We start from the raw sequence: 19076 nt of genomic DNA, 5'->3' as shown, positions 1-19076 counted from the left end.
GGATGTTCCGGTGCCCGAAAAATGACAGACTGGGACCCGGAACCGGCCCATAAGCGTTGGAGGATCACCATGGCAAAATCAGACGAAGTACGTTCATCGGCATCGGTTTACCGCAGCGGCCAGGAAATCGAATGCTGGCTGACGGACATGGACGGCGTCCTGGTCCACGAAAACCAGCCGATTCCCGGTGCCGCTGAACTGATCCAGCGCTGGGTGGATACCTCCAAGCGCTTCCTGGTCCTCACCAACAACTCCATCTTCACGCCACGGGACCTGGCCGCGCGGCTGCGTTCCTCCGGGCTGGAGATCCCGGAGGAGAACATCTGGACCTCGGCGCTGGCCACCGCGCAGTTCCTGAAGGACCAGGTGCGCGGCTCGGAATCCGGGAACCGTGCCTACACCATCGGCGAGGCGGGACTCACGACGGCGCTGCACGAGGCCGGCTTCATCCTCACCGACCAGAACCCGGACTTTGTGGTGCTTGGCGAAACGCGCACGTACTCCTTCGAAGCCATCACCATGGCCATCCGGCTGATCCTGGCAGGGGCCCGCTTCATCGCCACCAACCCGGATGCCACCGGCCCGTCCAAGGACGGCCCCATGCCCGCCACCGGAGCCATCGCGGCCCTGATCACCAAAGCCACCGGCCGCGAGCCCTACATAGTGGGCAAGCCGAACCCCATGATGTTCCGTTCGGCCATGAACCAGATCGACGCCCACTCCGAGACCACCGCCATGATCGGCGACCGGATGGACACCGACATCATCGCGGGCATGGAGGCCGGGCTGCACACCGTGCTGGTCCTCAGCGGAATCACGCACCGGGACGACATCGCCGCCTATCCGTTCCGGCCGAACCAGATCCTCAACTCGGTGGCGGACCTCAAGAGCCAGATCTAGTCTGGTTCGGACTGCGGCGGCCTGGCACAGGTTCGGCCTGGCACAGGTTCAGAACGCCGTCATCTTGCCGCCGCCCGAAGGCAACGGGAAGATTTCGTCCTGCAGCTCTTCGATGATGGGCCGGTAGACGAACGGGTTCCACTGCGGGCTGGCATGCGCCGGCAGGGCGTCGTCGGTGCGTAGGTCGTTGGACACCATGTTCGCGGCAAAGGTCTGGGCCCACGCTTCGCGGGCCGTCTGGTAGTTCACCGTACCGTCGCGGGGGTTGCCGATAAAGGCCATCCGGGTAGCACCGAGCTTGCCGGCGAACCGGGTGGCGTCGAAATGGTAGATATAGGCCGATTCGGACTGGACCAGCACACTGGACGGAGCGATCGGTGACAGCTGCTCCAGGCTCTGGTCCACCACCTGGCGCCAGGTCCGTTCGTCCTTGTGCGCGATGCGTTCGCCGAGTTCATACCCGCCGCGCAGGACGGTGGGAACGCGGAACCCGCCTTCGTAGAGGACAACCACACCCTCGAACCAGCTCTGGTCGAGGACATCGAACTTGCTGTAGGGGCTGGAGTCGAGCAGGATGAACTCCACTTCCACGCCGTGCAGCTCGAGCAACCGGGCAGCGACCTGCGTCGCCACCATGCCGCCGAAGCTGTGGCCGTAGAAGTACAGGCTGGTCAGCTGCTTTTCCCGAACGTACTCGATCACCTCAATCACGATCTGGTCAATGTCCAGCCCCTCGTTGGAATACCCGACGGCGGCAAGCTGGCCGCGCTGGCGCAGCGTGCCGCGCAGGGAATTGAGGATCCACTGCGCCTCCTCCCAGCTGGTCTTGTAGCCGGGAAACAGGATCCAGCTGGAGTGCGGGTAGTAGCTCTCCGCAAAATCGTCGCCCACCGTCAGGATCCTGTTGGTCCGGCGCTCCGCCTGGACATGCCGGGTGAAGAACATGTCGGTGGCCAGCAGGGACGCCGCACCCGCCCCGACCAGGAAGTTCCGCCGGGAAAATCTCTTGAGTTCGGCGGCATGCTTGAGGAGGCGGCCCTCGGCTGATCCGGGGCCGCCCTCGGGGTGTGGCTCCTGGGCACGTGGCACACCTCTACCGTAGCCACAGCGGAAGCCGGATATAAAACGCGATGGATGGTGCTAGTTCGCATTCCTGGACGGACGGGCAGGAACGCCGCCCGCGGCGTCCTTCCGGCCGGCTTTGGCGCTCTCACGCCGGGAAATCTCCAGGCCGATCGCATCGTAGCGCGCCAGGAGTTCTGTCCTGGCGATCACAGCGGGATCGTCCAGCATTCCGAACACGGAGTCGCTGGCCGCAAGTAGTTCGTCGTCGGAGAACTGGGCCAGCGGACCGCAGCCCGACGGGTCAATGGACGCCGCGAATTCCCCGGTGATTTCAAGGGTCCTGGACCCCGCCCCGGAGTCCGCGGCAAGGTCGTCCCGCCTCGGCATGAAATCGAGCGAAACCCCCGATCCGGTGGACACGCCGCCGTCGCTGGCGCCGCCGTCGATCGCGTTGAGGTCATTGCGGAGCCCTACCAAGGCGACCGATTCAACGAAGGCGGCCCGGGAGAGATCCACGCGGATGTGGGCGGTGATGCCCATCCGGCGGATGCGGCGAATAACCAGCACAAGGGCGGGGCGGGAATCGTGGTTAAGGCTCCCCCGGACATCAATCCGGACAACATCTGTGGTGACGTCGAGGTTAACGAGGGCGTGAAGTTTGCGGTCCATAGGTACTCCAAAAAAGGGTGTCTATGGCCGACGGCTCAACCTTGGCCAGCGTATCCTCCGCGCACCGCCAGCACAAGCCTGCGGTCAGGGCGCAGGCTTGGTGCGGGCCAGCACGGGATGACCGGCCCCGGCCCGCACCGGCTAGCTTGCCTGGATTCTGCCCTGTCCGCGGTTCTGGCCCTTGCCCGGCTCCTCGAAGTGGGTGCGGGCTTCCGCGCCGCCCACCGAATCCACCAATGACCTGGCGATGTCCCGGAGCTTGACGTTGCTGTTGCTGGAGGCATCCGTCAGGATCTGGACCGCCGCCTCCTGGCTGCAGCGGTTCTGCGCCATGACAATTCCCACGGCGATATCGATGGTGGTCCGGGACTCCAACGTGGCCCGGAGGTTGGTGGCGCTGTCTGTGTGCAGCGAAAACCTGACGGCCAGCCGCAGCGCCTGCGAAATTTCGCGCGTGTAGCCCCTGGCGCGGGCCGCTGCCTTCTCATCGAATTTGCGCGGAACGTCCGAGTAGAGGTTCAGGGCGGCTTTGGCATCGCCCTGGAGGTGGAACGGGAGGGACAGCACGGACCGAAGCCCGTGCGAGGCGACGGCATTTGCGTAGTCAGGGCCCCAGCGGTCCTCCTCGAAGAGGTCCGGAACGTGGACTTCCCGTTCCTCCTCCGCAGCCGTCAGGCAGGGCCCCTGGGATAGCGAGTACTGGATCTCGTCCACCTCGCGCGCGGAATCGCTGCTCCAGCCGATGGTGGCCGCCTTGCGGTCCCGGAGCAAGGTGATGCCGCACAGCGCGTCGTCGCCGTCGCCCGCCATCTGGTGCGCGGAAAAGCGCGCCAGTTCGTTGAGGAAGTCCTCGAAATCCGCGCTCTCCAGGATGAGGTTCTGGATCTGGTCAACGGTGGTGGGGCTTGGGTTGGACGGGAGCATGGCGCGTTTTCTCCAGGGACAGGGGCACGGGGTCGTAAGGCAAATGGTAAGCCACCGGCGGAGGACCGTCCACGCAGGCTGAGCTACCGGAGGCTGGTCCTCGAGGACACCGGAGCGGCATTGGGGCCGAGTATTGACTCCCGCAGCGCGCATGGAAGCATAAAAATGTCGGGACAGCCCTGCTGCCGGGCGCGCTGTGTACCGACAGGCAGAAGGATGTCCGATGGTTGTGGCTCGCGGAGGTGGATCGTCGTTCCGTGCTGCGGCCGTGGCCGCCGTGGTTGCATCCGGTATGGTGCTGGGCGGTTGCACCTTCGGTCCTGAGCCGGGTCCCTCGGAACCTGCAGTGCCGACGTCGACGCCCCCGCCTCAGCCGCCGAGCCGAACTGCGGCGCCTCCGGCGACGACCGCAGCCCGACTGCCGTCGATACCCGCCCGCGACCTAAAATCACACCTTGAGCGGTACAGCCAAGGTCTGATCGACGCCGGCGCCCCCGCGGTCCTCCTCGAACTGCGGGTCGGCGCGGAGGTCTGGACTCATGCCGCCGGTGTCCGGAACTCCGCGGGCGAAGCTGCCCGGGCCAGCGACCCCGTCCACGTCGGCGACCTCACGCAGCCTCTGGTGGCCGTCTCGGTCCTGAAACTCGCGGAGGAAGGCAGGCTGTCGCTTGACGAACCGGCCAGCACTTACCTGCCGGAGCTCCAAGGCCTGCTCCACCAACCCGAGCCCTACACCGTGCGGCGGCTCCTCGGCCACACCTCCGGCATGCCTGATTACCACCGTCCATTACTGGATTCAGTTCCTCCGCGGCAGGCCCTCGCCACCCGGCTGAGCCCCGAAGACAGACTCGCGTTGGCCGCAACGCTTCCCTGGCAACGGCGCCGCGCCCAAAGCTTCAGCTACTCGGATTCCAACTACATCGCCCTGGGCCTGATCGTCGAACGCCTCCGGGGGCGGCCGCTCGCTGACGTGCTGTGGACCGACGTCGGGCAGCCCCTGGGCCTCGGCGGTACCCGGCTGACAGACGACGGGCCGGTACCTGAGGGCATGGTCCACGGTTACACGCTCATCGACGGTGAACCCGTGGACACCACCTATGCCGCCCTTCACAGTGGTTCCGGGGCCACCGGCCTCGTGTCGACGACGGCGGACTTAAACAAGTTCTTCGACGCGCTGTTGGACGGTCGGCTGGTAGGGCGTGATCGGGTGGCGGAAATGCAGGGACCAATCCATGCCGAGTACGGGCTCGGCCTATTCCAGTGGAACGACAGGTGCACCAACGGCTTCTACTACGGCTATGTCGGCGACGTTCCGGGATACGGTACCGTCGCCATGGCCAGTGCCGACGGGAGCCGGCGGCTTGCCTTGGCAGTGGCATACCCGCCGCGGCCGTTCCCCCAGGGCACCGCCGCGCAAGGCACCAACGCGATCGCGTCCGGGATGACCCAAGTCGCGGAAGACGCCCTCAACGGCAGCTGCCGGCTAGGCGGAGGTGTCTGGTTCGGGGAAGGGCCTTGAAGTTCCGGGCGGGAATCCCCTAGCTCAGGCCGAGCTCGTCCCTGCCGAACGCAAACAGGTACGGCACGCCGGTCTCGGCTTCGATCTTTTCCTTGGCCCCGGTGTCGCGGTCCACGATGACGGCGACCGCGACTACGTTGCCGCCGGCGTTCCGGACACCCTCGACGGCGGTCAGAGCGGAGCCACCCGTGGTGGACGTGTCCTCAAGTACCAGGACCTTGCGGCCTTCCACCGACGGGCCTTCCACCTGGCGGCCCATGCCGTAGGACTTCTGGGCCTTCCGGACAACGAAGGCATCCACGTTGCGGCCCCCGTCCACTGCGGCGTGCATCACGGCGGTGCCCACCGGGTCGGCGCCCATGGTGAGGCCGCCGGCGCACTCGAAGTCGATCCCGGCGTCATCGGTCAGCGAGAGCATGACCTGGCCAACGAGCTTGGACGCTTCGTGGTGCAGGGTGATGCGGCGGAGGTCGATGTAGTAGTCGGCCTCGGCTCCGCTGGACAGGATCACCTTGCCGCGGACCACGGCGAGTTCCTTGATGAGTTCAAGCAGGCGGGCACGGGCGGCAGAGGCATCAAGCGGGGCAGTCATGGGGTCCAGTTTAGTGTGTCCGGGATTTGTGACGGCGCGGCCAAGGGACTTTCTACTCTATGCAGCTTCCCCGGGGAGGAGTCGGATGGACTCATGACGGCCGGAACCGCGCCACTCACCCGCTGGCCCGTAACTTCCAAAGACGGCCGCGGCCTCCCGGTCCGGCCCTACCCAGCAGCGGCATATGGGTGAATTCCGGTTGCCCTCCCTTGGCGCGGACCTGAAGAACGGCAAGCTTGTGGAGTGGCTCGTTGAGCCGGGCGACTACGTGAGTCCGGGCGATTCGGTGGCAGTGGTCGAAACCGACATGACCACCCTGGATGTGGAGACCCAGCAGGAGGGCCAGGTCACCGAACTGCTGGTGGATATCGGCGCGACGGTCCCGGTAGGCACCCCCATGGTCCGGATCCTTGGAACCGAGGAAGAAACGGTCCAGCCGGATGCAGCGTCCGTTCCGCAGTCCGAGGCGCAGGACCGGGTGTCGAGCCTCCGGCGGGCCGTCGGGTCGCTGATGTCCCGGTCCAAGAAGTCCATTCCGCACTATTACCTCAGCACCACCCTGGACCTGCGCGCCGCCCTCGAGTGGATGCAACTGGTCAACAAGCAGCGGCCGGTGGCCTCCCGGTTGGTCCCCTCGGCCCTGCTGTTGAAGGCAACCGCCCTGGCAGCCCGGGAGGTTCCGGAAGTCAACGGCTTTTTCACTGACGGGATCTTCCGGCCAAGTAGTTCCGTGCACCTCGGCGTTGCCGTGGCCCTGCGGCACGGCGGCCTGGTTGCGCCCGCCATCCACAACGCCGACACCCTGGCGCTGGACGTCCTCATGCAGAAGCTGCGGGATCTCGTCAGCCGGGCGCGGGCCGGGCGCCTGCAGCGCGCCGAAATGGCCGATCCCACGCTCACGGTGATGAACCTCGGGGACCTCGGCGTGGAGACCGTATTCGGCGTGATCTATCCGCCGCAGGTGGCCATGGTGGGCCTGGGCCGAATGATGGAGCAGCCCTGGGCGCATGACGGCCTGCTGGGTGTGCGGCCTGCGGTCGCCGCAACGCTGTCCGCCGACCACCGGGTCAGCGACGGGCTCCGGGGCGGACGCTTCCTGGCCCGCATCGACGAAGTGCTGCAGAAACCGGAGGAGCTATGAACGAGCAGGACGCCCGGCTTGCCGTACACACGGCCATCGGCCAGGTTGCCCCGGACGTGGATCTTGCCGGCCTCGATGAACAGTCCCGGCTGCGGCAGGACCTCGAACTCGATTCGCTGGATTTCCTGCGGCTCGTGGAGGCAATCGACGAGTCCACCGGCGTCGATATTCCCGAGCACGACTACACCGCGGTGGCCACGGTAAAGAGCCTGATCGACTATCTGGCCTCCCGCGGCTGACCGCGGCGGGCGAAGCCCGGCGCGTGCTCCGGCCGGGGCCCGAAGGCAATAAGGCGCGGCATGAGCCTCGTGACCGCCGGAAAGTGCCTGGCCATGAACAACACCACTGAAGGAACCCCGGACCTCCGTCCGGCGAACAATGGAACGAACACTGCCCGGTGCATGATGCGCTGGACGGTCTGGACCACGAAGGTGGGCATCCGCCGTCGCCGTTGCACCGCAGCGAGGTCCTGCATTGTCACCTGCCCCCGAAGGAGGGCCGGCGCGAGCCGGGCCGCCGCAGCCACGGCATCCTGGATGGCCAGGTTGATACCTACGCCGCCCGCCGGGGACATCGCATGCGCGGCGTCGCCGATGCACAGCAGGCCATCCACATACCAGCGCCGCAACCGGTCCAGCCGGACATCAAGCATGTGGAGGTCATCGAGCGAACGGATCGAGTCCACCCGGTCCGCCAGGTCAGGACGGAGGGCTGCCACCCGCTGGCGGAACCGCTCGACGCCCTCGTTCCTGATCCTCGAATCCGTGCCCTTGGGACCAAGGTAGCCCATCTGGTAGTAGTCATCACGGAACAGCGCGATCATGGCTTCGGTTCCCCGGAATGACGGAACGATGCCTGCCACGGCGCCCTTTTCCGAGGCGTGCCGCGGGAGCTTGAACCACCAGGTGTCGAACGGAACGGGGAATTCCTTTGGTTGCAATCCGGCTGCCCGGCGCAGCACGGAGTGGCGCCCGTCCGTGGCCACCACGAGGTCCGCCAGGAGCGCGCCTTCGGAACCCTGGCGCGTCCGGTAGCGGACGCCGGTGACGCGGCCGCCGTCGGACATTAACGATGTGGCTTCATGCTCCATCAGGAGGGTGAAGGTGGGCTCACGCGCTGCTTCGCCGGCCAGGAAGCTCAGGAAGTCCCACTGCGGCATCATGGCGATGTAGTTGTAGGGCGGCTTCAAGGAGGCGAAATCGCCGAGCGTCAGCATGCCGCCGCCCGGGAGCGGGATGGCCGCGGCGTTCAACCTGCTCTGCGGAAGTTTCCTGAAGGCGTCCCCCAGTCCCAGCTCGTCAATCAGCCTGATGGTGGATGCATGCACGGTGTCGCCGCGGAAGTCCCGCAGGAAGTCGCCATGCTTTTCGAGGACCGTGACCTCCACACCGGCCCGTGCCAGCAGCAGGCCCAGCATCATGCCCGCCGGTCCCCCGCCCACTACAACGCACCCCGTTCGCTCCATGCACCCACGCTACGCCCCCGGGCATGCGGGAGCACAGAGCGCGAACGGACACTTAAGCCCCGGGTTGCAGGGCCGCAACTGTCCGTTCGCGCTGTTGCCCGGCTAGAGCCGGGTGTCGAAGGAATCGCAGAAGACGTTGTCGTTGAACGTTCCCTGGAATTCCGACTTGCCTAAGATCTTTTCGATGGTCGCCCGAATGGCCTCGGGCGTTCCGGCGTGGGCGTTGATGGCGGTTTTCACCATTGGCACGTCAATCAGGTGGTTGGGCTGATTGAGCGAGACGAACACGGTGGGGACCTCGGTGACGTACCACGGGATCTCCGCGGCCATCGGTGAGGACCACTTGATCCGGATGGCTGCCTCCTGGGCGAAACCCTTCACATTGGCGAACACCAAGGCGGCATCGTACTTGTCCGCGTAGTCCCCGGTGGCTTCCTCGGAGATGATCGACATGAAATTCACGCCGGTCTCCCCCGCCGCCTCCCGCTGGTCCGCGGTCTTGAACAGGTGCACCTCAAAGCCGGCGCTCTCCAGCTCGGCCTTGACGGTGTCCAGGTAGGCCAGCGGATCAGCCCGGGTGAAGTCCGAGCCGCCGGAGATGCCGTACAGGCGGATCCGTTTGTGCGTCTCCGGCGTGATGGGCAGGTTGTTGGCCGTGTCCTTGATCAGCGTGACGGTCTTGTCCGCGATCTCTGCCGCGACGGCCCGGTGGGCATCGCTGCCGATCTTCGCCAGCGCCTCAACCGGCGGTACAAGCTCCGCGGCCGGCTTGAGGTGCAGCCCGAGGCTTGCCTTGAGGGCCAGGATCCGGCGCAGCGCATCGTGCAGGCGCTGCTCGGTGATGACGCCGGACTTGTAGCCGTCCATCATGTACCCGAAGTCCTCGGCCGGGTTGCGGAAGAACAGGAACATGTCGCAGCCGGCAGCGATAGTGGCCGGAACCAGGTCCTTGCGCTTCATGGCCTGGGTGAGGCCGATCATCTGCGAGGCGTCAGTGAGGATCAGCCCGTTGAAGCCCAGCTCGCCGCGGAGCAGGTCCTGGAGCAGTTCCGGGGACAGTGTGGCGGGCAGGATGTCCTTGTCCGCCGTTCCCGGGCGGAAATGCCGCGTGAGCTCCGGCGCGCCGATGTGCCCGATCATGATGGACTGCATGCCGTGCCCGATCATCTCGCGGTACACATGCCCGTAGGTCCGGTTCCAGTCCTCGTAGCCGAGGGTGTTGTAGGAGGTGACCACGTGCTGGTCGCGTTCGTCCATGCCGTCGCCGGGGAAGTGCTTCATGGCGCAGACGGTAGGGGATTCGCTGATGCCGTCGAAGTACTCCTTGGCGCGCTCCACCACGATCTCCGGCGTGTTGCCGAAGGCCCGGGTGGAGATCACAGTGTTCCGCCAGTTGTAGTGGATGTCCACGATCGGCGCGAACGCCCAGTTGCAGCCCAGTGCCGCGGTTTCCACCCCGGCCACCTGCCCCATCTTCCGGGCGATGGCCTTGTCCGGGTGCGAGCCGGCCTGCAGGTGCGTCGACACGAATGTTCCGTCGTCGCAGCTTCCGGCTCCCCCCATTTCCGGGTTGGAGGCCATCAGGAGCGGGATGCGGGTCTTGGACTGCGCGTAGCGGATGTGTTCCTGCACGGCTGCGGAGGGTCCCGGCCGGTAGCGCATGCCGCCCACGTGGTAGGTGTCCAGGACACCGTCCAGGTACTCCGGGGAGTAGTCGTTGTTGTGGTTGATGAACAGCTGCCCGATTCTTTCCTCGAGGCTCAGTCCGGCGATGGTGGATTCCACCCACGCAACGGCATCGTCGTCGAGATCGAACGGCGCGGCCTGGAGGTCGACGTCGAACCGGCGCGGTTGGGTGCCCGGGGCACCCTGGTACGCAACAGCGGAAGTTCCGACGGCGGCTCCGGCGACGGCGGCAATGCCGGCCAACGCCTCGGTCACCACCTGGTCAACCGGGGCGGCGATGTCCACCACGATTCCGGCTTCGTCGGCTTCGAGCGCTTCCAGGGTTGCGAGCTGGGATTCCAGCAGCGCGGGCGGCATGAAGTGCCCGGACCGCCCTTCAGTCCGTACCCTAAGAACCTCTTTGCTGCCGTGCAGGTGCAGGAACACCGTATCCGGCGCCTGTTCCCGGATGGCGTCCCGGTAGCTGCGGCGCAACGCGGAACAGGCAAGCACGAGTCCGCCCTGGCTGGCGTCGGCGAGTTCCCTGCCCACAGTGGCCAGCCAGGGCCAGCGGTCCTCGTCGGTCAGGGGCGTTCCGGCCGCCATTTTGGCGACGTTCTCCACGGGGTGGAGGGAATCGCCGTCGAGGAACGGTGCGCCGAGTTCGCGGGCCACCAGGTCACCGATGGTGGTCTTGCCGCAGCCGGAGACGCCCATCACGATGATGCGGTGCTTGCTGCTCATCAGGGGTTCCTTGTCACCAGTCATGGACGGTGCCGTCCACCAGCCGGTTGTACGGCAGGTAGGCCTGCTGGTACGGGTACGTTGCGGCGGCCTCTTCGTTGAATTCGACGCCGATGCCCGGCTTGTCGCCCGGGTGCAGGTAGCCGTCCACGAACGTCATGGACTGCTCGAACACCGTGTTGGTGGCGTCGGAGTGCTGCATGTATTCCTGGATGCCGTAGTTGTGGATGGCCAGGCCCACGTGCAGCTGGGCGGCGAAGCCCACCGGGGAGATGTCGGTGGGGCCGTGGAAGCCGGACTTGATCTGGTACTGCGCGGCGAAGTCCATGACCTTCTTCAGCGGGGAGATCCCGCCGAAGTGCGTGGAGGCTGCCCGGACGTAGTCGATCAGCTGTTCCTTGATGATGGTCTGGTAGTCGTACACGGTGTTGAAGATTTCGCCGATGGCCAGCGGGGTGGTGGTGTGCTGGCGGACCAGGCGCAGGGCCTCCTGGTTTTCGGCCGGGGTGCAGTCCTCGAGCCAGAACAGGTCATAGGGTTCCAGGGCCTTGCCGAGCTTGGCGGCCTGGATCGGGGTCATGCGGTGGTGGCCGTCGTGCAGCAGCGGCAGCTCCGGGCCGAACTCGTTCCGGACGGCCTCGAACACGGACGGCAGGTGGCGCAGGTAGGCCCGGGTGTCCCAGTCCTCCTCCACCGGGAACGCGCCGCGCCCGGCGGGCTCGTAGTCGTAGCGTTCACCCGAGGCCTGGGCCTGGGCGGCGACGCCGTAGACGGCTTTGATGCCCGGGACTGCGGTCTGGATGCGGACGGACTTGTAGCCGAGTTCCAGGTGCTCGCGGACCGAGTCGAACAGGGACGGGATGTCCGCGCCGGAGGCGTGGCCGTAGGCGCGCAGGCCGTTGCGGGATGCCCCGCCGAGGAGCTGGTAGACCGGCATCCCGGCGATCTTGCCCTTGATGTCCCAGAGCGCCATGTCCACCGCGGCGATCGCTGCCATGGTCACCGGGCCGCGGCGCCAGTATGAGCTGCGGTACAGGAACTGCCAGGTGTCCTCGATCCGGTGCGGGTCCTTGCCGATCAGCAGCTGCGCGACGTGTTCCTTGAGGTACGCGGCGACGGCGAGCTCGCGGCCGTTCAGGGTGGCGTCACCGATGCCGGTCACGCCGTCCTCCGTGGTGATCCGGAGGGTCACGAAGTTACGGGACGGGCTTGTCACGAAGACTTCCGCGGCAATGATTTTCACAGCTATTCCTTTCGAGCGGGGCTGGGTCGGGGCTTAGTTGGAGGTGGCGGCGAACGGCTTGGCGGCCGCGGTGGCCTCGGCTGCGCGGGACGGTTCGGCGCCGGCGGACGGTTCAGCGCCGGAAGGGCCGCTTCCGGGAACACTGGTCCCTCCGTCCACGCGGCGGGACCGGATCTCGGCCAGGATCTCGGCGTGCATGGCGTCCGTCAGCTTGTACTTGGACATGACCAGCACGGCCAGGATGGTCAGCACGGCCGGGATGGCGCCGGCGGCGAGCTGGATTCCGAACACTGCGTCCGCGGTCTGCACGGCGCCGGACTTGTAGCCGCCCAATGCCAGTGCGTATGCGGCGAGCGCTCCGCCCACGGCCTGGCCGGTTTTGCGGGTGAAGGAGAACAGCGCGTAGGTGATGCCCTCGGTGCGGACGCCGGTCTTCCATTCTCCGTATTCCACGGTGTCGGCTTCCAGTGCCCACACCACGATGTTGACGGCGAGGACACCGAGGAGGCTGATCACCAGGCCGGTGAAGCCCATCCAGACCTGGCTGGCCGGAGTGAAGAAGATGATGGCGCCGCCGATGACGGTGAGCAGCGACGAGTAGATGTAGACGCGCTTCTTGCCGATGGAGCGGACCAGCCTGGGCATGAACGCGGCCAGCACGAAAGTGAACACCAGCTGGATGATGGACAGGACCGGGTACAGGTCAAGGCGCCCCAGGACGTCGCGCAGGTAGTACAGCTGCACCGACGTCAGCGCCAGGTAGCCCGAAAGGAAGAAGAAGGAGCTGATGCACAGCATCAGGAGGGGCTTGTTGCCCTTGAGCGTGTTCATGCTCTGCTTGACCGAGACGTTGGGGACGGCGCGGTGGACGCGTTCCTTGGCGGTCATGACGGTGAAGAAGTAGAGGGCTGCACCGATCGCCACGAATACCAGCGTGATGGTGGTGAAGGTTGCCTGCAGGTCGGCGCCGGGCTTAATGAGCGGGGCGACGAAGATGCCGAGGGCCGAACCCACCAGCAGGCCTCCGACCATGCGGGCCGATCCCAGCTTGGCGCGCTCCCCCGGCTCCTGGGTCATGGCGCCGGCGAGGGAGCCGTACGGAATGTTGACCAGGCTGTAGGCCAGGCCAAGGGCCGCGTAGGTGACGTAGGCGTAGAGCAGGGTTCCGGACTCGCCCAGCTGCGGGATGGAGAAGGTTGCAACGCTCAGGAGCAGCAGCGGGATGGAGCCGAACATGATGAACGGACGGAACTTCCCGAAGCGCTTGCTGAAGGTGCGGTCCACCATGCGGCCGGCAAAGACATCGGCGAACGCGTCAAAGATCCTGACGACCAGCAGCAGGGTACCTGCAGCGGCGGCCGAGATTCCTGCAACGTCCGTGTAGTAGACGAGAAGGAACATGGTGGCGGTGGTGAAGGCGAGATTGTTGGCTGCATCCCCGGCGCCGTAGCCGACGATGCTTAGCTTGCTCAGCTTTTTCATGATTTGGGCTCCTTTACCCGGTGCCGCCCCCGTGGAGCCGGCGAAAAAATTGTGAAAATGCTTGGGGTGGTGATGCTGTGAAAAGTCGTGGGCCTCCGGCGGGTGCGATTCCCGGGATGCCGGTTTTGGCTCTTGTTGTAATCCTAATCACTTGGCAATCATTTGGCAAGCGGTTGCCATTAATTTGTTGAAAGTTCATTAAACACCAATTCCCGGCTCCCCTTAATCCGGGGGCCGGGCATCAGCGCACGTACGGAGGACGCTACGGGGAGACAGCCAGCTCCCCGAACGTTCCGCACAGGTCTTCAATCAGCTCCACGACGGCGGCGTCCCCGGCCAGCGCCGGATCCACCAGGCCAAGCAGGGCACGGATCCGCTCCGTACCGCTGAGCCGGTTTGCTGTGGCCACCTGGTCAGCCAAGGGATCCTGGAACGCGGCGGCGGCGGCGCTGTAGTCCATCCAGGCGGCAAGCATGAGCGCGGCGGCCGCACCGGACCTGCCCGCGGCGCGCTCGGCCTGCAGCACCGGAACGGCGCGCATCCGGAGCTTGGTGCTGCCGTCCATGGCGATCTGCGCGAGGTGGTGGGCAATCCGGGCGTTGCTGAAGCGTGCCAGCAGGGCGGCCCGGTAGGCCGGGATCTGCAGGTCCGCAGCATTTCCGTCCGGCCCGGAAAGGTTGGCTTCCGCCTCGTCCCAGAACCTTTCTACGGCCTGGAGGCACAGCGGGTCCGCCAAGGCCTGGGCCACGGTGGTGTGGCCGCGAAGCTGGCCCGCGTAGGCAAGCAGCGAGTGCGCGCCGTTCAGAAGCCAGAGTTTGCGGTTCTCGTACGGCTCGATGTCTGCCACGAACACGGCACCGGCGTCTTCCCAGCGCGGCCGCCCGGCCGGGAAGTCCCCGCTGAGCACCCAGTTGGAAAAGGGCTCGGCCACCACGGGCGAACTGTCGCGGTAGCCGCACGCGGCCTGGACGGCGGCAATGTCCGCGTCGGTTGTCCGCGGAGTGATGCGGTCCACCGAGGTGCTGACGAAGCTGATGTTGGCGTCGATCCATTCGGCCAGGCCGGCGTCCCACGCCCCGGCCATGCCTGCCACTGCGTTGTGCGCCACGGTGCCGTTGTTGGAGAGGTTGTCACAGCAGACGACCGCGAGCGGCCCGGACCCGGCAGCCCGGCGGGCGGCGAGGGCAAGCACCAGCCGGCCCAGCGGCGTCGTCGGGTTTCCGCTGCCGGATGCCAGTACCGCGAGGTCGGCAACGACGTCGGACGCGGTCCGGTCGAGGTGCCCGTCGGCGCCGAGCCCGTACGCCGCTTCGGTGATGGTCAGCGTGACGACGACGGTGGCGGGAGCGGCAACCAGCCCCTCCAGCCGCTGCACATCCGCACCGTCCACGGCCTCCACGATGCTGCTGACCACGGTGAACGAGTCCCCGCCGTCGGCGCGTTCCACCACGGTGAACAGCCCGTCCTGTTCAGCCAGGGCCAGCGCGGCGTCGGGGCGGCGGCCGGTGAAGGCGGCGATGCCCCAGTCCGCGGCGTCGGACGCCTGGTGCGTGAACCAGGCCTGGTGCGAGCGGTGGAAGGCGCCCAGCCCCAGGTGGACGATCCGCACCGGCGCCTTGGCGGACGGGCGCAGGCGGCGGTTGAGTTGGGGATGGTCGACGGCGGATTGCGCCTCAGGCTGCAGTTCGAGGCTCACAGCTTGAACACCCTTCGGGGCGAGCCGTCGACGAGGTCGACGATCAGTTCATGGGCGCGGTCCTCGCTGACGCGGTGCTCGGCCACGAGCCTGGCCAGGAAGGAGGCCTCGATCCGGCGGGACGCATCGTGCCGTGCCGGGATGGAGCAGAAGGCGCGGGTGTCGTCGATGAAGCCGGACGAGCGGGAGAAGCCGGCAGTCTCGGTAACGGCCGAACGGAAGCGCAACATGGCGTCCGGCGCGTCCAGGAACCACCACGGGGCGCCGAGGTACACGGACGGGTAGAAGCCTGCCAACGGAGCGAGTTCGCGGGAGAACACGGTCTCGTCCAGGGTGAAGAGCACCAGGTGGAAGTCCTTGGCGGTGCCGAAGTCCTGCAGCAGCGGACGGATCGCCTCGGTGTAATTGACGGCGAACGGGATGTCGTGGCCCGTATCGGCGCCGTAGGCGTTGAAGGTGGGTTCGTGGTGGTTGCGGTACGACCCCGGGTGGATGGTCATCACCAGGCCGTCCTCCACGGACATCCGCGCCATCTGGTACATCATGTGGGCTTCGAAGTCTTCGCGGTCTCGGGCCGTGGCCTGGCCCGACCGGGCCCGGTCGAACAGCTTCGCCGCATCGCCGGCGTCGAGCTTCAGCGTTGCGGGGGTACGGACACCGTGGTCGGCGGAGACGGCGCCGTGGTCCACGAAATAACGACGCCGGTTCTGCAGGGCGGCGATGTAGCCGGCATAGCCGGTGGCGCCGTCGCCCGCTGCCGCGATGAGCCGGTCAACGTTCGCGGACCAGGCGGGGTGGGCGATGTTCAGGTAGGCGTCCGGGCGGAAGGTGGGCAGGACGCGTCCGTGGAACGTGGGGTCCTCGGCGATCGCCTTGTGGCTGGCGAGGCTGTCCAGGGGGTCGTCCGTGGTGGCCAGCACCTCGATGTTGAAGTCCTTGAAGAGCTGGCGGGGCCGGAAGCCGGGCTCCAGCAGCTTGGCGGAAATGGCATCGTAGCTGGCATCGGCAGTTTCGGCGCTGATCTCCTGCTGGAGGCCGAAGACGCTGTCGAACTGGGTGCGGAGCCAGTAGCCGGAGGCGGTGCCCTCGAACAGCGGCCAGGCCTGGCAGAACTCGCGCCAGACGGTGCGGGAGTCCGGCTCCGAGGTGTTCGAGCCGCGCAGCCGGTCCAGCGGGACGCCGCTGGCGTGGATCAGCCTGGTGACGTAGTGGTCCGGGCTGACCAGCAGCGCCGCCGGGTCCGGGAAGGGGGTGTTGTGCTCGATGACTGCGGCGTCAACGTGCCCGTGCGGGGAAATGATGGGCAGGTCCTGGACGCGCTGCAGGAGGTCGCGCGCAATGCTGCGCGTTCCGGGATCCGCGGGCAGGAGCCGGTCTGGGTTGGCTGCAATCGACTGTGACATAGCTCAATGGTCGGGTCTGCAGCCGCCTTTTGTCAACCGGTTGCCATAAATTGCCATCTTGGTTGCGGCAGGTTTGTGGGTGGCGAGGTGCGCGTGCGGACACAGATCCGGGCTGAGGACGCCGATTCGGCCTGGGGACACGCTAATTCGGGTGTCCCTGGACCGATTCGGTGTCCCGGGCGCGAAAAGCTAGCCCGTGGGCAGGAGCCGCCCGCTCGAGCCGCGCAGCACCAGCTCCGTTTCGACGCGCAGCGTTCCGGCTGGCTCCCCCGTGCCGTGCAGGAGGTCAAGCAGCAGTGCGGCAGCGCCCGAGCCGCACTCGCCCAGCGGCGACCGCACGGTGGTGAGCGGCGGCGTGGTGAAATCCGCCCCGAAGATGTCATCGAAGCCCACAATGCTGATCTGGTCCGGAACCACCATGCCCGCGGCCTGGAGTTCCTGCATGAGGCCGATGGCCAGGAGGTCGTTGTAGGTCAGCACCGCTGTCGCCCCGCTGGCCCGGACGTCGCGCGCCACCTGCCGGCCGCCGTCGACCGTGGGCTTGGTGGATTCCAGCCGCACGGCCTCGATCCGGGACCATTCGCAGGCGGCCTGCACGCCTTCCCAGCGTCGGGCGGACATCCAGGACTGCGCCGGCCCGGCAACAAAGGCAACCTTGTGGTGCCCGTTGGCGGCCAGGCTGCGGACAGCCTCGCTGATGCCCTTGTTCACGTCGGGCACCACGCACGGCACGCCGTCGACCTCGCGGTTGATGACCACCACGGGCTTGTCGCGGGCGAGGGTGCGGATGTCGTCGTCGTCCATGCGCGGGCTGGCAAGGATCAGGCCGTCCACGGTGGCCATCATCCGGCGGGCGGCGGTCAGTTCGGTGACGGCGGACTCGGCGGATTCGGCCAGGACCAGGGTGTAGTCCCGCAGGGTGGCGGTGGTTTCCGCTCCGCGGATGATGTCGAAGAACGTGGGGTTGGTGATGTCCGCGACGATCAGCCCGAACGTGTTGGTGCGCCCGGTGGGGAGGGCGCGTGCGAACGGGTTGACCTGGTAGTTCAGTTCGGCGGCGGCATCCTCGATGAGTTTCTGCGTCTTGGCGCTGACCCGGCCCGGTTTGCTGAGCGCGCGGGAAACCGTGGACGGGTTGACGCCGGCAACCTTGGCAATGTCGTAAATGGTGGCGTTGGGCTTGCCGTCCCGGGCGTGCTTTTTGGCCGGCGCTGTTGTTGCGGCAACTTCCGGCGTCTTGGGTTCAGTCACCGCCCCATCCTACGAGGAAACAACCCAACTGGGTCGCAGTTAATGTCGTTATGAGCGGCCCAAAACGACATTAACTGCGACCCAGTTGGGCTTGGGATGGCCAGCGGTTGCCGCGCGGGGTGCCGCGGGTGAGCTAGCGGGCGGTCTAGGAGCGCTCGGGGAACTTGCCTTCGTCCGCGATGCGCTTGTTCAGCTCGGCAAGGAACACATCCTCGTCGAAGTCCAACCCGACTTCCGTGCCGGTCCAGCTGGAGAGGTGGATGGCGTTGGCCAGGCGGACCCCGTTGATGCCGTCCGATCCCGGGGCCAGCAGCGGGGTGCCATCCAGGATGTTGGCCGCGAAGTTCTCCAGGACGCCGGCGTGCTGGCCGCCCCAGACAGACTCGAATTCGATGACTTCGGTGGTGTAGTACTGCTCCGGATTCAGCTCGCCCATAAAGAGTTTGCGGACATCGTCCATATCCATGGCGTCGCTCAGTTCACGCTCGGGCTTCTTCAGGCGGGTGACGGTGGCAGTCTTGGAGTTTTCGACGACGATCTTCCCCTGGTCGCCCAGGATCTCGAAGCGGTCGGTTCCCACGAGGTCGTGGGTGGCGGTGACAAAGACACCGGTGGCGCCGTTGCCGTAGTCCACAACAGCAGTGACTTCATCCTCCACGGCGATGTCGCGGCGGAAGCCGTACGCAACCTTCGAGTAGACGGACTTCGGAACGCCGCAGATCCACTGCCACAGGTCCAGCTGATGCGGTGCCTGATTGACCAGGACGCCGCCGCCTTCGCCGCCCCAGGTGGCGCGCCATTCGCTGGAGTTGTAGTAGCCCTGCGGACGCCACCAGTTGGTGATGATCCAGTTGCTGCGGCGGATGGCACCGATCTCGCCGTTCTCGACGATTTCCTTGAGTTTCCGGTACAGCGGGTTGTTGCGCTGGTTGAACATGATCGCGAAGGACAGCTCGGGCTTGCCCGCGGCAAACTCGTTGAGCTCCTTGACCTGCTTGGTGTAGACGCCGGCCGGCTTCTCCACGAGCGCGTGGATGTTGCGTTTGAGGGTCTCGATACCCATCTCGGGGTGCAGGAAGTGCGGAACACAGGTGACGACGGCGTCCACGTCGCCGCTTTCCAGCATGGCGATGTAGTCGTCGTAGAAGGGAACTTCCGGGTATGTGGCCGAGGCCAGTTCCTTCTTCGCGGGATCGACGTCGCAGATGGCGCCGATCTCCATGTTGGGAACCATGCCCTCCGCGATGAACCTGGCGTAGGCTCCGCCCTGCTGGCCCAGGCCGATAATGCCGAGGCGTACTTTCTTGGTCATTGTTG

Annotated in this window: 16 protein-coding genes; 4 read left to right on the top strand and 12 right to left on the bottom strand. The window is 66.4% G+C overall.

The window, feature by feature from the left end:
• The first annotated feature begins 69 nt into the window (after nt 1-69).
• A complete protein-coding gene (locus AB0N24_RS16185; RefSeq protein ID WP_104174109.1) occupies nt 70-900 on the top strand; it encodes an HAD-IIA family hydrolase in 831 nt (276 codons plus the stop codon).
• Nucleotides 901-948: 48 nt separating this feature from the next.
• Here AB0N24_RS16185 and AB0N24_RS16180 read toward each other — a convergent pair whose 3' ends face one another.
• The 3 genes from AB0N24_RS16180 to AB0N24_RS16170 form a co-directional block, all read right to left on the bottom strand.
• A complete protein-coding gene (locus tag AB0N24_RS16180) occupies nt 949-1989 on the bottom strand; it encodes a thioesterase domain-containing protein (RefSeq protein WP_364126273.1) in 1041 nt (346 codons plus the stop codon).
• A gap of 51 nt (nt 1990-2040) precedes the next feature.
• Nucleotides 2041-2634, bottom strand: coding sequence for a hypothetical protein (locus AB0N24_RS16175; protein ID WP_364126271.1), 594 nt, complete (start codon nt 2632-2634; stop codon nt 2041-2043).
• A 141-nt stretch (nt 2635-2775) separates the two neighbouring features.
• The gene (locus AB0N24_RS16170; RefSeq protein WP_364126268.1) at nt 2776-3558 is read right to left on the bottom strand and encodes a GAF and ANTAR domain-containing protein; all 783 of its coding nucleotides are present in this window, start codon (nt 3556-3558) and stop codon (nt 2776-2778) included.
• Nucleotides 3559-3781: 223 nt separating this feature from the next.
• On the opposite strand from AB0N24_RS16170, the gene AB0N24_RS16165 reads away from it, so the two are divergent.
• Nucleotides 3782-5077, top strand: coding sequence for a serine hydrolase domain-containing protein (locus tag AB0N24_RS16165; RefSeq protein ID WP_364126265.1), 1296 nt, complete (start codon nt 3782-3784; stop codon nt 5075-5077).
• 19 nt (nt 5078-5096) lie between these two features.
• On the opposite strand, the gene pyrE is transcribed toward AB0N24_RS16165, so the two are convergent.
• Nucleotides 5097-5669 (bottom strand): orotate phosphoribosyltransferase, encoded by a 573-nt coding sequence (gene pyrE, locus AB0N24_RS16160; RefSeq protein WP_364126263.1) that lies wholly within the window; start codon nt 5667-5669, stop codon nt 5097-5099.
• Nucleotides 5670-5853: 184 nt separating this feature from the next.
• Here pyrE and AB0N24_RS16155 point away from each other — a divergent pair, with 184 nt between their 5' ends.
• Complete coding sequence (locus tag AB0N24_RS16155) at nt 5854-6810, top strand: dihydrolipoamide acetyltransferase family protein (protein WP_364126261.1); 957 nt, start codon at nt 5854-5856, stop codon at nt 6808-6810.
• The gene (locus tag AB0N24_RS16150) at nt 6807-7049 is read left to right on the top strand and encodes a phosphopantetheine-binding protein (protein ID WP_364126258.1); all 243 of its coding nucleotides are present in this window, start codon (nt 6807-6809) and stop codon (nt 7047-7049) included. Before AB0N24_RS16155 ends, AB0N24_RS16150 begins: the two co-directional genes overlap by 4 nt.
• Here AB0N24_RS16150 and AB0N24_RS16145 read toward each other — a convergent pair.
• The 8 genes from AB0N24_RS16145 to AB0N24_RS16110 all read right to left on the bottom strand — a co-directional run bounded on the left by AB0N24_RS16145 (nt 7028) and on the right by AB0N24_RS16110 (nt 19071).
• Nucleotides 7028-8275 (bottom strand): FAD-dependent oxidoreductase, encoded by a 1248-nt coding sequence (locus tag AB0N24_RS16145; protein WP_364126255.1) that lies wholly within the window; start codon nt 8273-8275, stop codon nt 7028-7030. The genes AB0N24_RS16150 and AB0N24_RS16145 overlap by 22 nt on opposite strands.
• 102 nt (nt 8276-8377) lie before the next feature.
• Nucleotides 8378-10684: a gluconokinase, GntK/IdnK-type gene (locus tag AB0N24_RS16140; RefSeq protein ID WP_364126253.1), complete on the bottom strand. Its 2307-nt coding sequence runs from the start codon at nt 10682-10684 to the stop codon at nt 8378-8380.
• A gap of 13 nt (nt 10685-10697) precedes the next feature.
• Entirely contained in the window at nt 10698-11927 is a 1230-nt protein-coding gene (manD, locus tag AB0N24_RS16135; RefSeq protein ID WP_364126251.1) for a D-mannonate dehydratase ManD, read from the bottom strand.
• A 33-nt stretch (nt 11928-11960) separates the two neighbouring features.
• The gene (uidB, locus tag AB0N24_RS16130; protein ID WP_364126248.1) at nt 11961-13409 is read right to left on the bottom strand and encodes a glucuronide transporter; all 1449 of its coding nucleotides are present in this window, start codon (nt 13407-13409) and stop codon (nt 11961-11963) included.
• A gap of 262 nt (nt 13410-13671) precedes the next feature.
• Nucleotides 13672-15105, bottom strand: coding sequence for a mannitol dehydrogenase family protein (locus AB0N24_RS16125; RefSeq protein WP_364126245.1), 1434 nt, complete (start codon nt 15103-15105; stop codon nt 13672-13674).
• A complete protein-coding gene (gene uxaC / locus AB0N24_RS16120) occupies nt 15102-16508 on the bottom strand; it encodes a glucuronate isomerase (protein ID WP_364126242.1) in 1407 nt (468 codons plus the stop codon). The genes AB0N24_RS16125 and uxaC overlap by 4 nt, the downstream gene beginning before the upstream one ends.
• Before the next feature lie 189 nt (nt 16509-16697).
• Nucleotides 16698-17759 carry a LacI family DNA-binding transcriptional regulator gene (locus tag AB0N24_RS16115; RefSeq protein WP_364126239.1) on the bottom strand — a complete coding sequence of 354 codons (1062 nt, stop codon included), beginning with the start codon at nt 17757-17759 and terminating at the stop codon, nt 16698-16700.
• Nucleotides 17760-17904: 145 nt separating this feature from the next.
• Nucleotides 17905-19071 carry a Gfo/Idh/MocA family oxidoreductase gene (locus AB0N24_RS16110; RefSeq protein WP_364126236.1) on the bottom strand — a complete coding sequence of 389 codons (1167 nt, stop codon included), beginning with the start codon at nt 19069-19071 and terminating at the stop codon, nt 17905-17907.
• Nucleotides 19072-19076 lie beyond the last annotated feature (5 nt).

Origin of the sequence: Arthrobacter sp. NPDC093128 (assembly GCF_040683875.1) — a bacterium.
In the GTDB taxonomy this organism is placed as follows: domain Bacteria; phylum Actinomycetota; class Actinomycetes; order Actinomycetales; family Micrococcaceae; genus Arthrobacter.
Note: the sequence above shows the minus strand (reverse complement) of the source record. Positions and strands in the feature narration are given on the sequence as shown.

What these genes read in the sequence shown, in the direction of transcription:
- pyrE (WP_364126263.1), bottom strand. Translation starts at nt 5,669, where the DNA reads ATGACTGCCCCGCTTGATGCCTCTGCCGCCCGTGCCCGCCTGCTTGAA.
- AB0N24_RS16150 (WP_364126258.1), top strand. Translation starts at nt 6,807, where the DNA reads ATGAACGAGCAGGACGCCCGGCTTGCCGTACACACGGCCATCGGCCAG.
- uidB (WP_364126248.1), bottom strand. Translation starts at nt 13,409, where the DNA reads ATGAAAAAGCTGAGCAAGCTAAGCATCGTCGGCTACGGCGCCGGGGAT.
- AB0N24_RS16110 (WP_364126236.1), bottom strand. Translation starts at nt 19,071, where the DNA reads ATGACCAAGAAAGTACGCCTCGGCATTATCGGCCTGGGCCAGCAGGGC.
- AB0N24_RS16170 (WP_364126268.1), bottom strand. Translation starts at nt 3,558, where the DNA reads ATGCTCCCGTCCAACCCAAGCCCCACCACCGTTGACCAGATCCAGAAC.
- AB0N24_RS16140 (WP_364126253.1), bottom strand. Translation starts at nt 10,684, where the DNA reads ATGAGCAGCAAGCACCGCATCATCGTGATGGGCGTCTCCGGCTGCGGC.
- AB0N24_RS16145 (WP_364126255.1), bottom strand. Translation starts at nt 8,275, where the DNA reads ATGGAGCGAACGGGGTGCGTTGTAGTGGGCGGGGGACCGGCGGGCATG.
- AB0N24_RS16185 (WP_104174109.1), top strand. Translation starts at nt 70, where the DNA reads ATGGCAAAATCAGACGAAGTACGTTCATCGGCATCGGTTTACCGCAGC.
- uxaC (WP_364126242.1), bottom strand. Translation starts at nt 16,508, where the DNA reads ATGTCACAGTCGATTGCAGCCAACCCAGACCGGCTCCTGCCCGCGGAT.
- AB0N24_RS16165 (WP_364126265.1), top strand. Translation starts at nt 3,782, where the DNA reads ATGGTTGTGGCTCGCGGAGGTGGATCGTCGTTCCGTGCTGCGGCCGTG.
- AB0N24_RS16175 (WP_364126271.1), bottom strand. Translation starts at nt 2,634, where the DNA reads ATGGACCGCAAACTTCACGCCCTCGTTAACCTCGACGTCACCACAGAT.
- AB0N24_RS16155 (WP_364126261.1), top strand. Translation starts at nt 5,854, where the DNA reads ATGGGTGAATTCCGGTTGCCCTCCCTTGGCGCGGACCTGAAGAACGGC.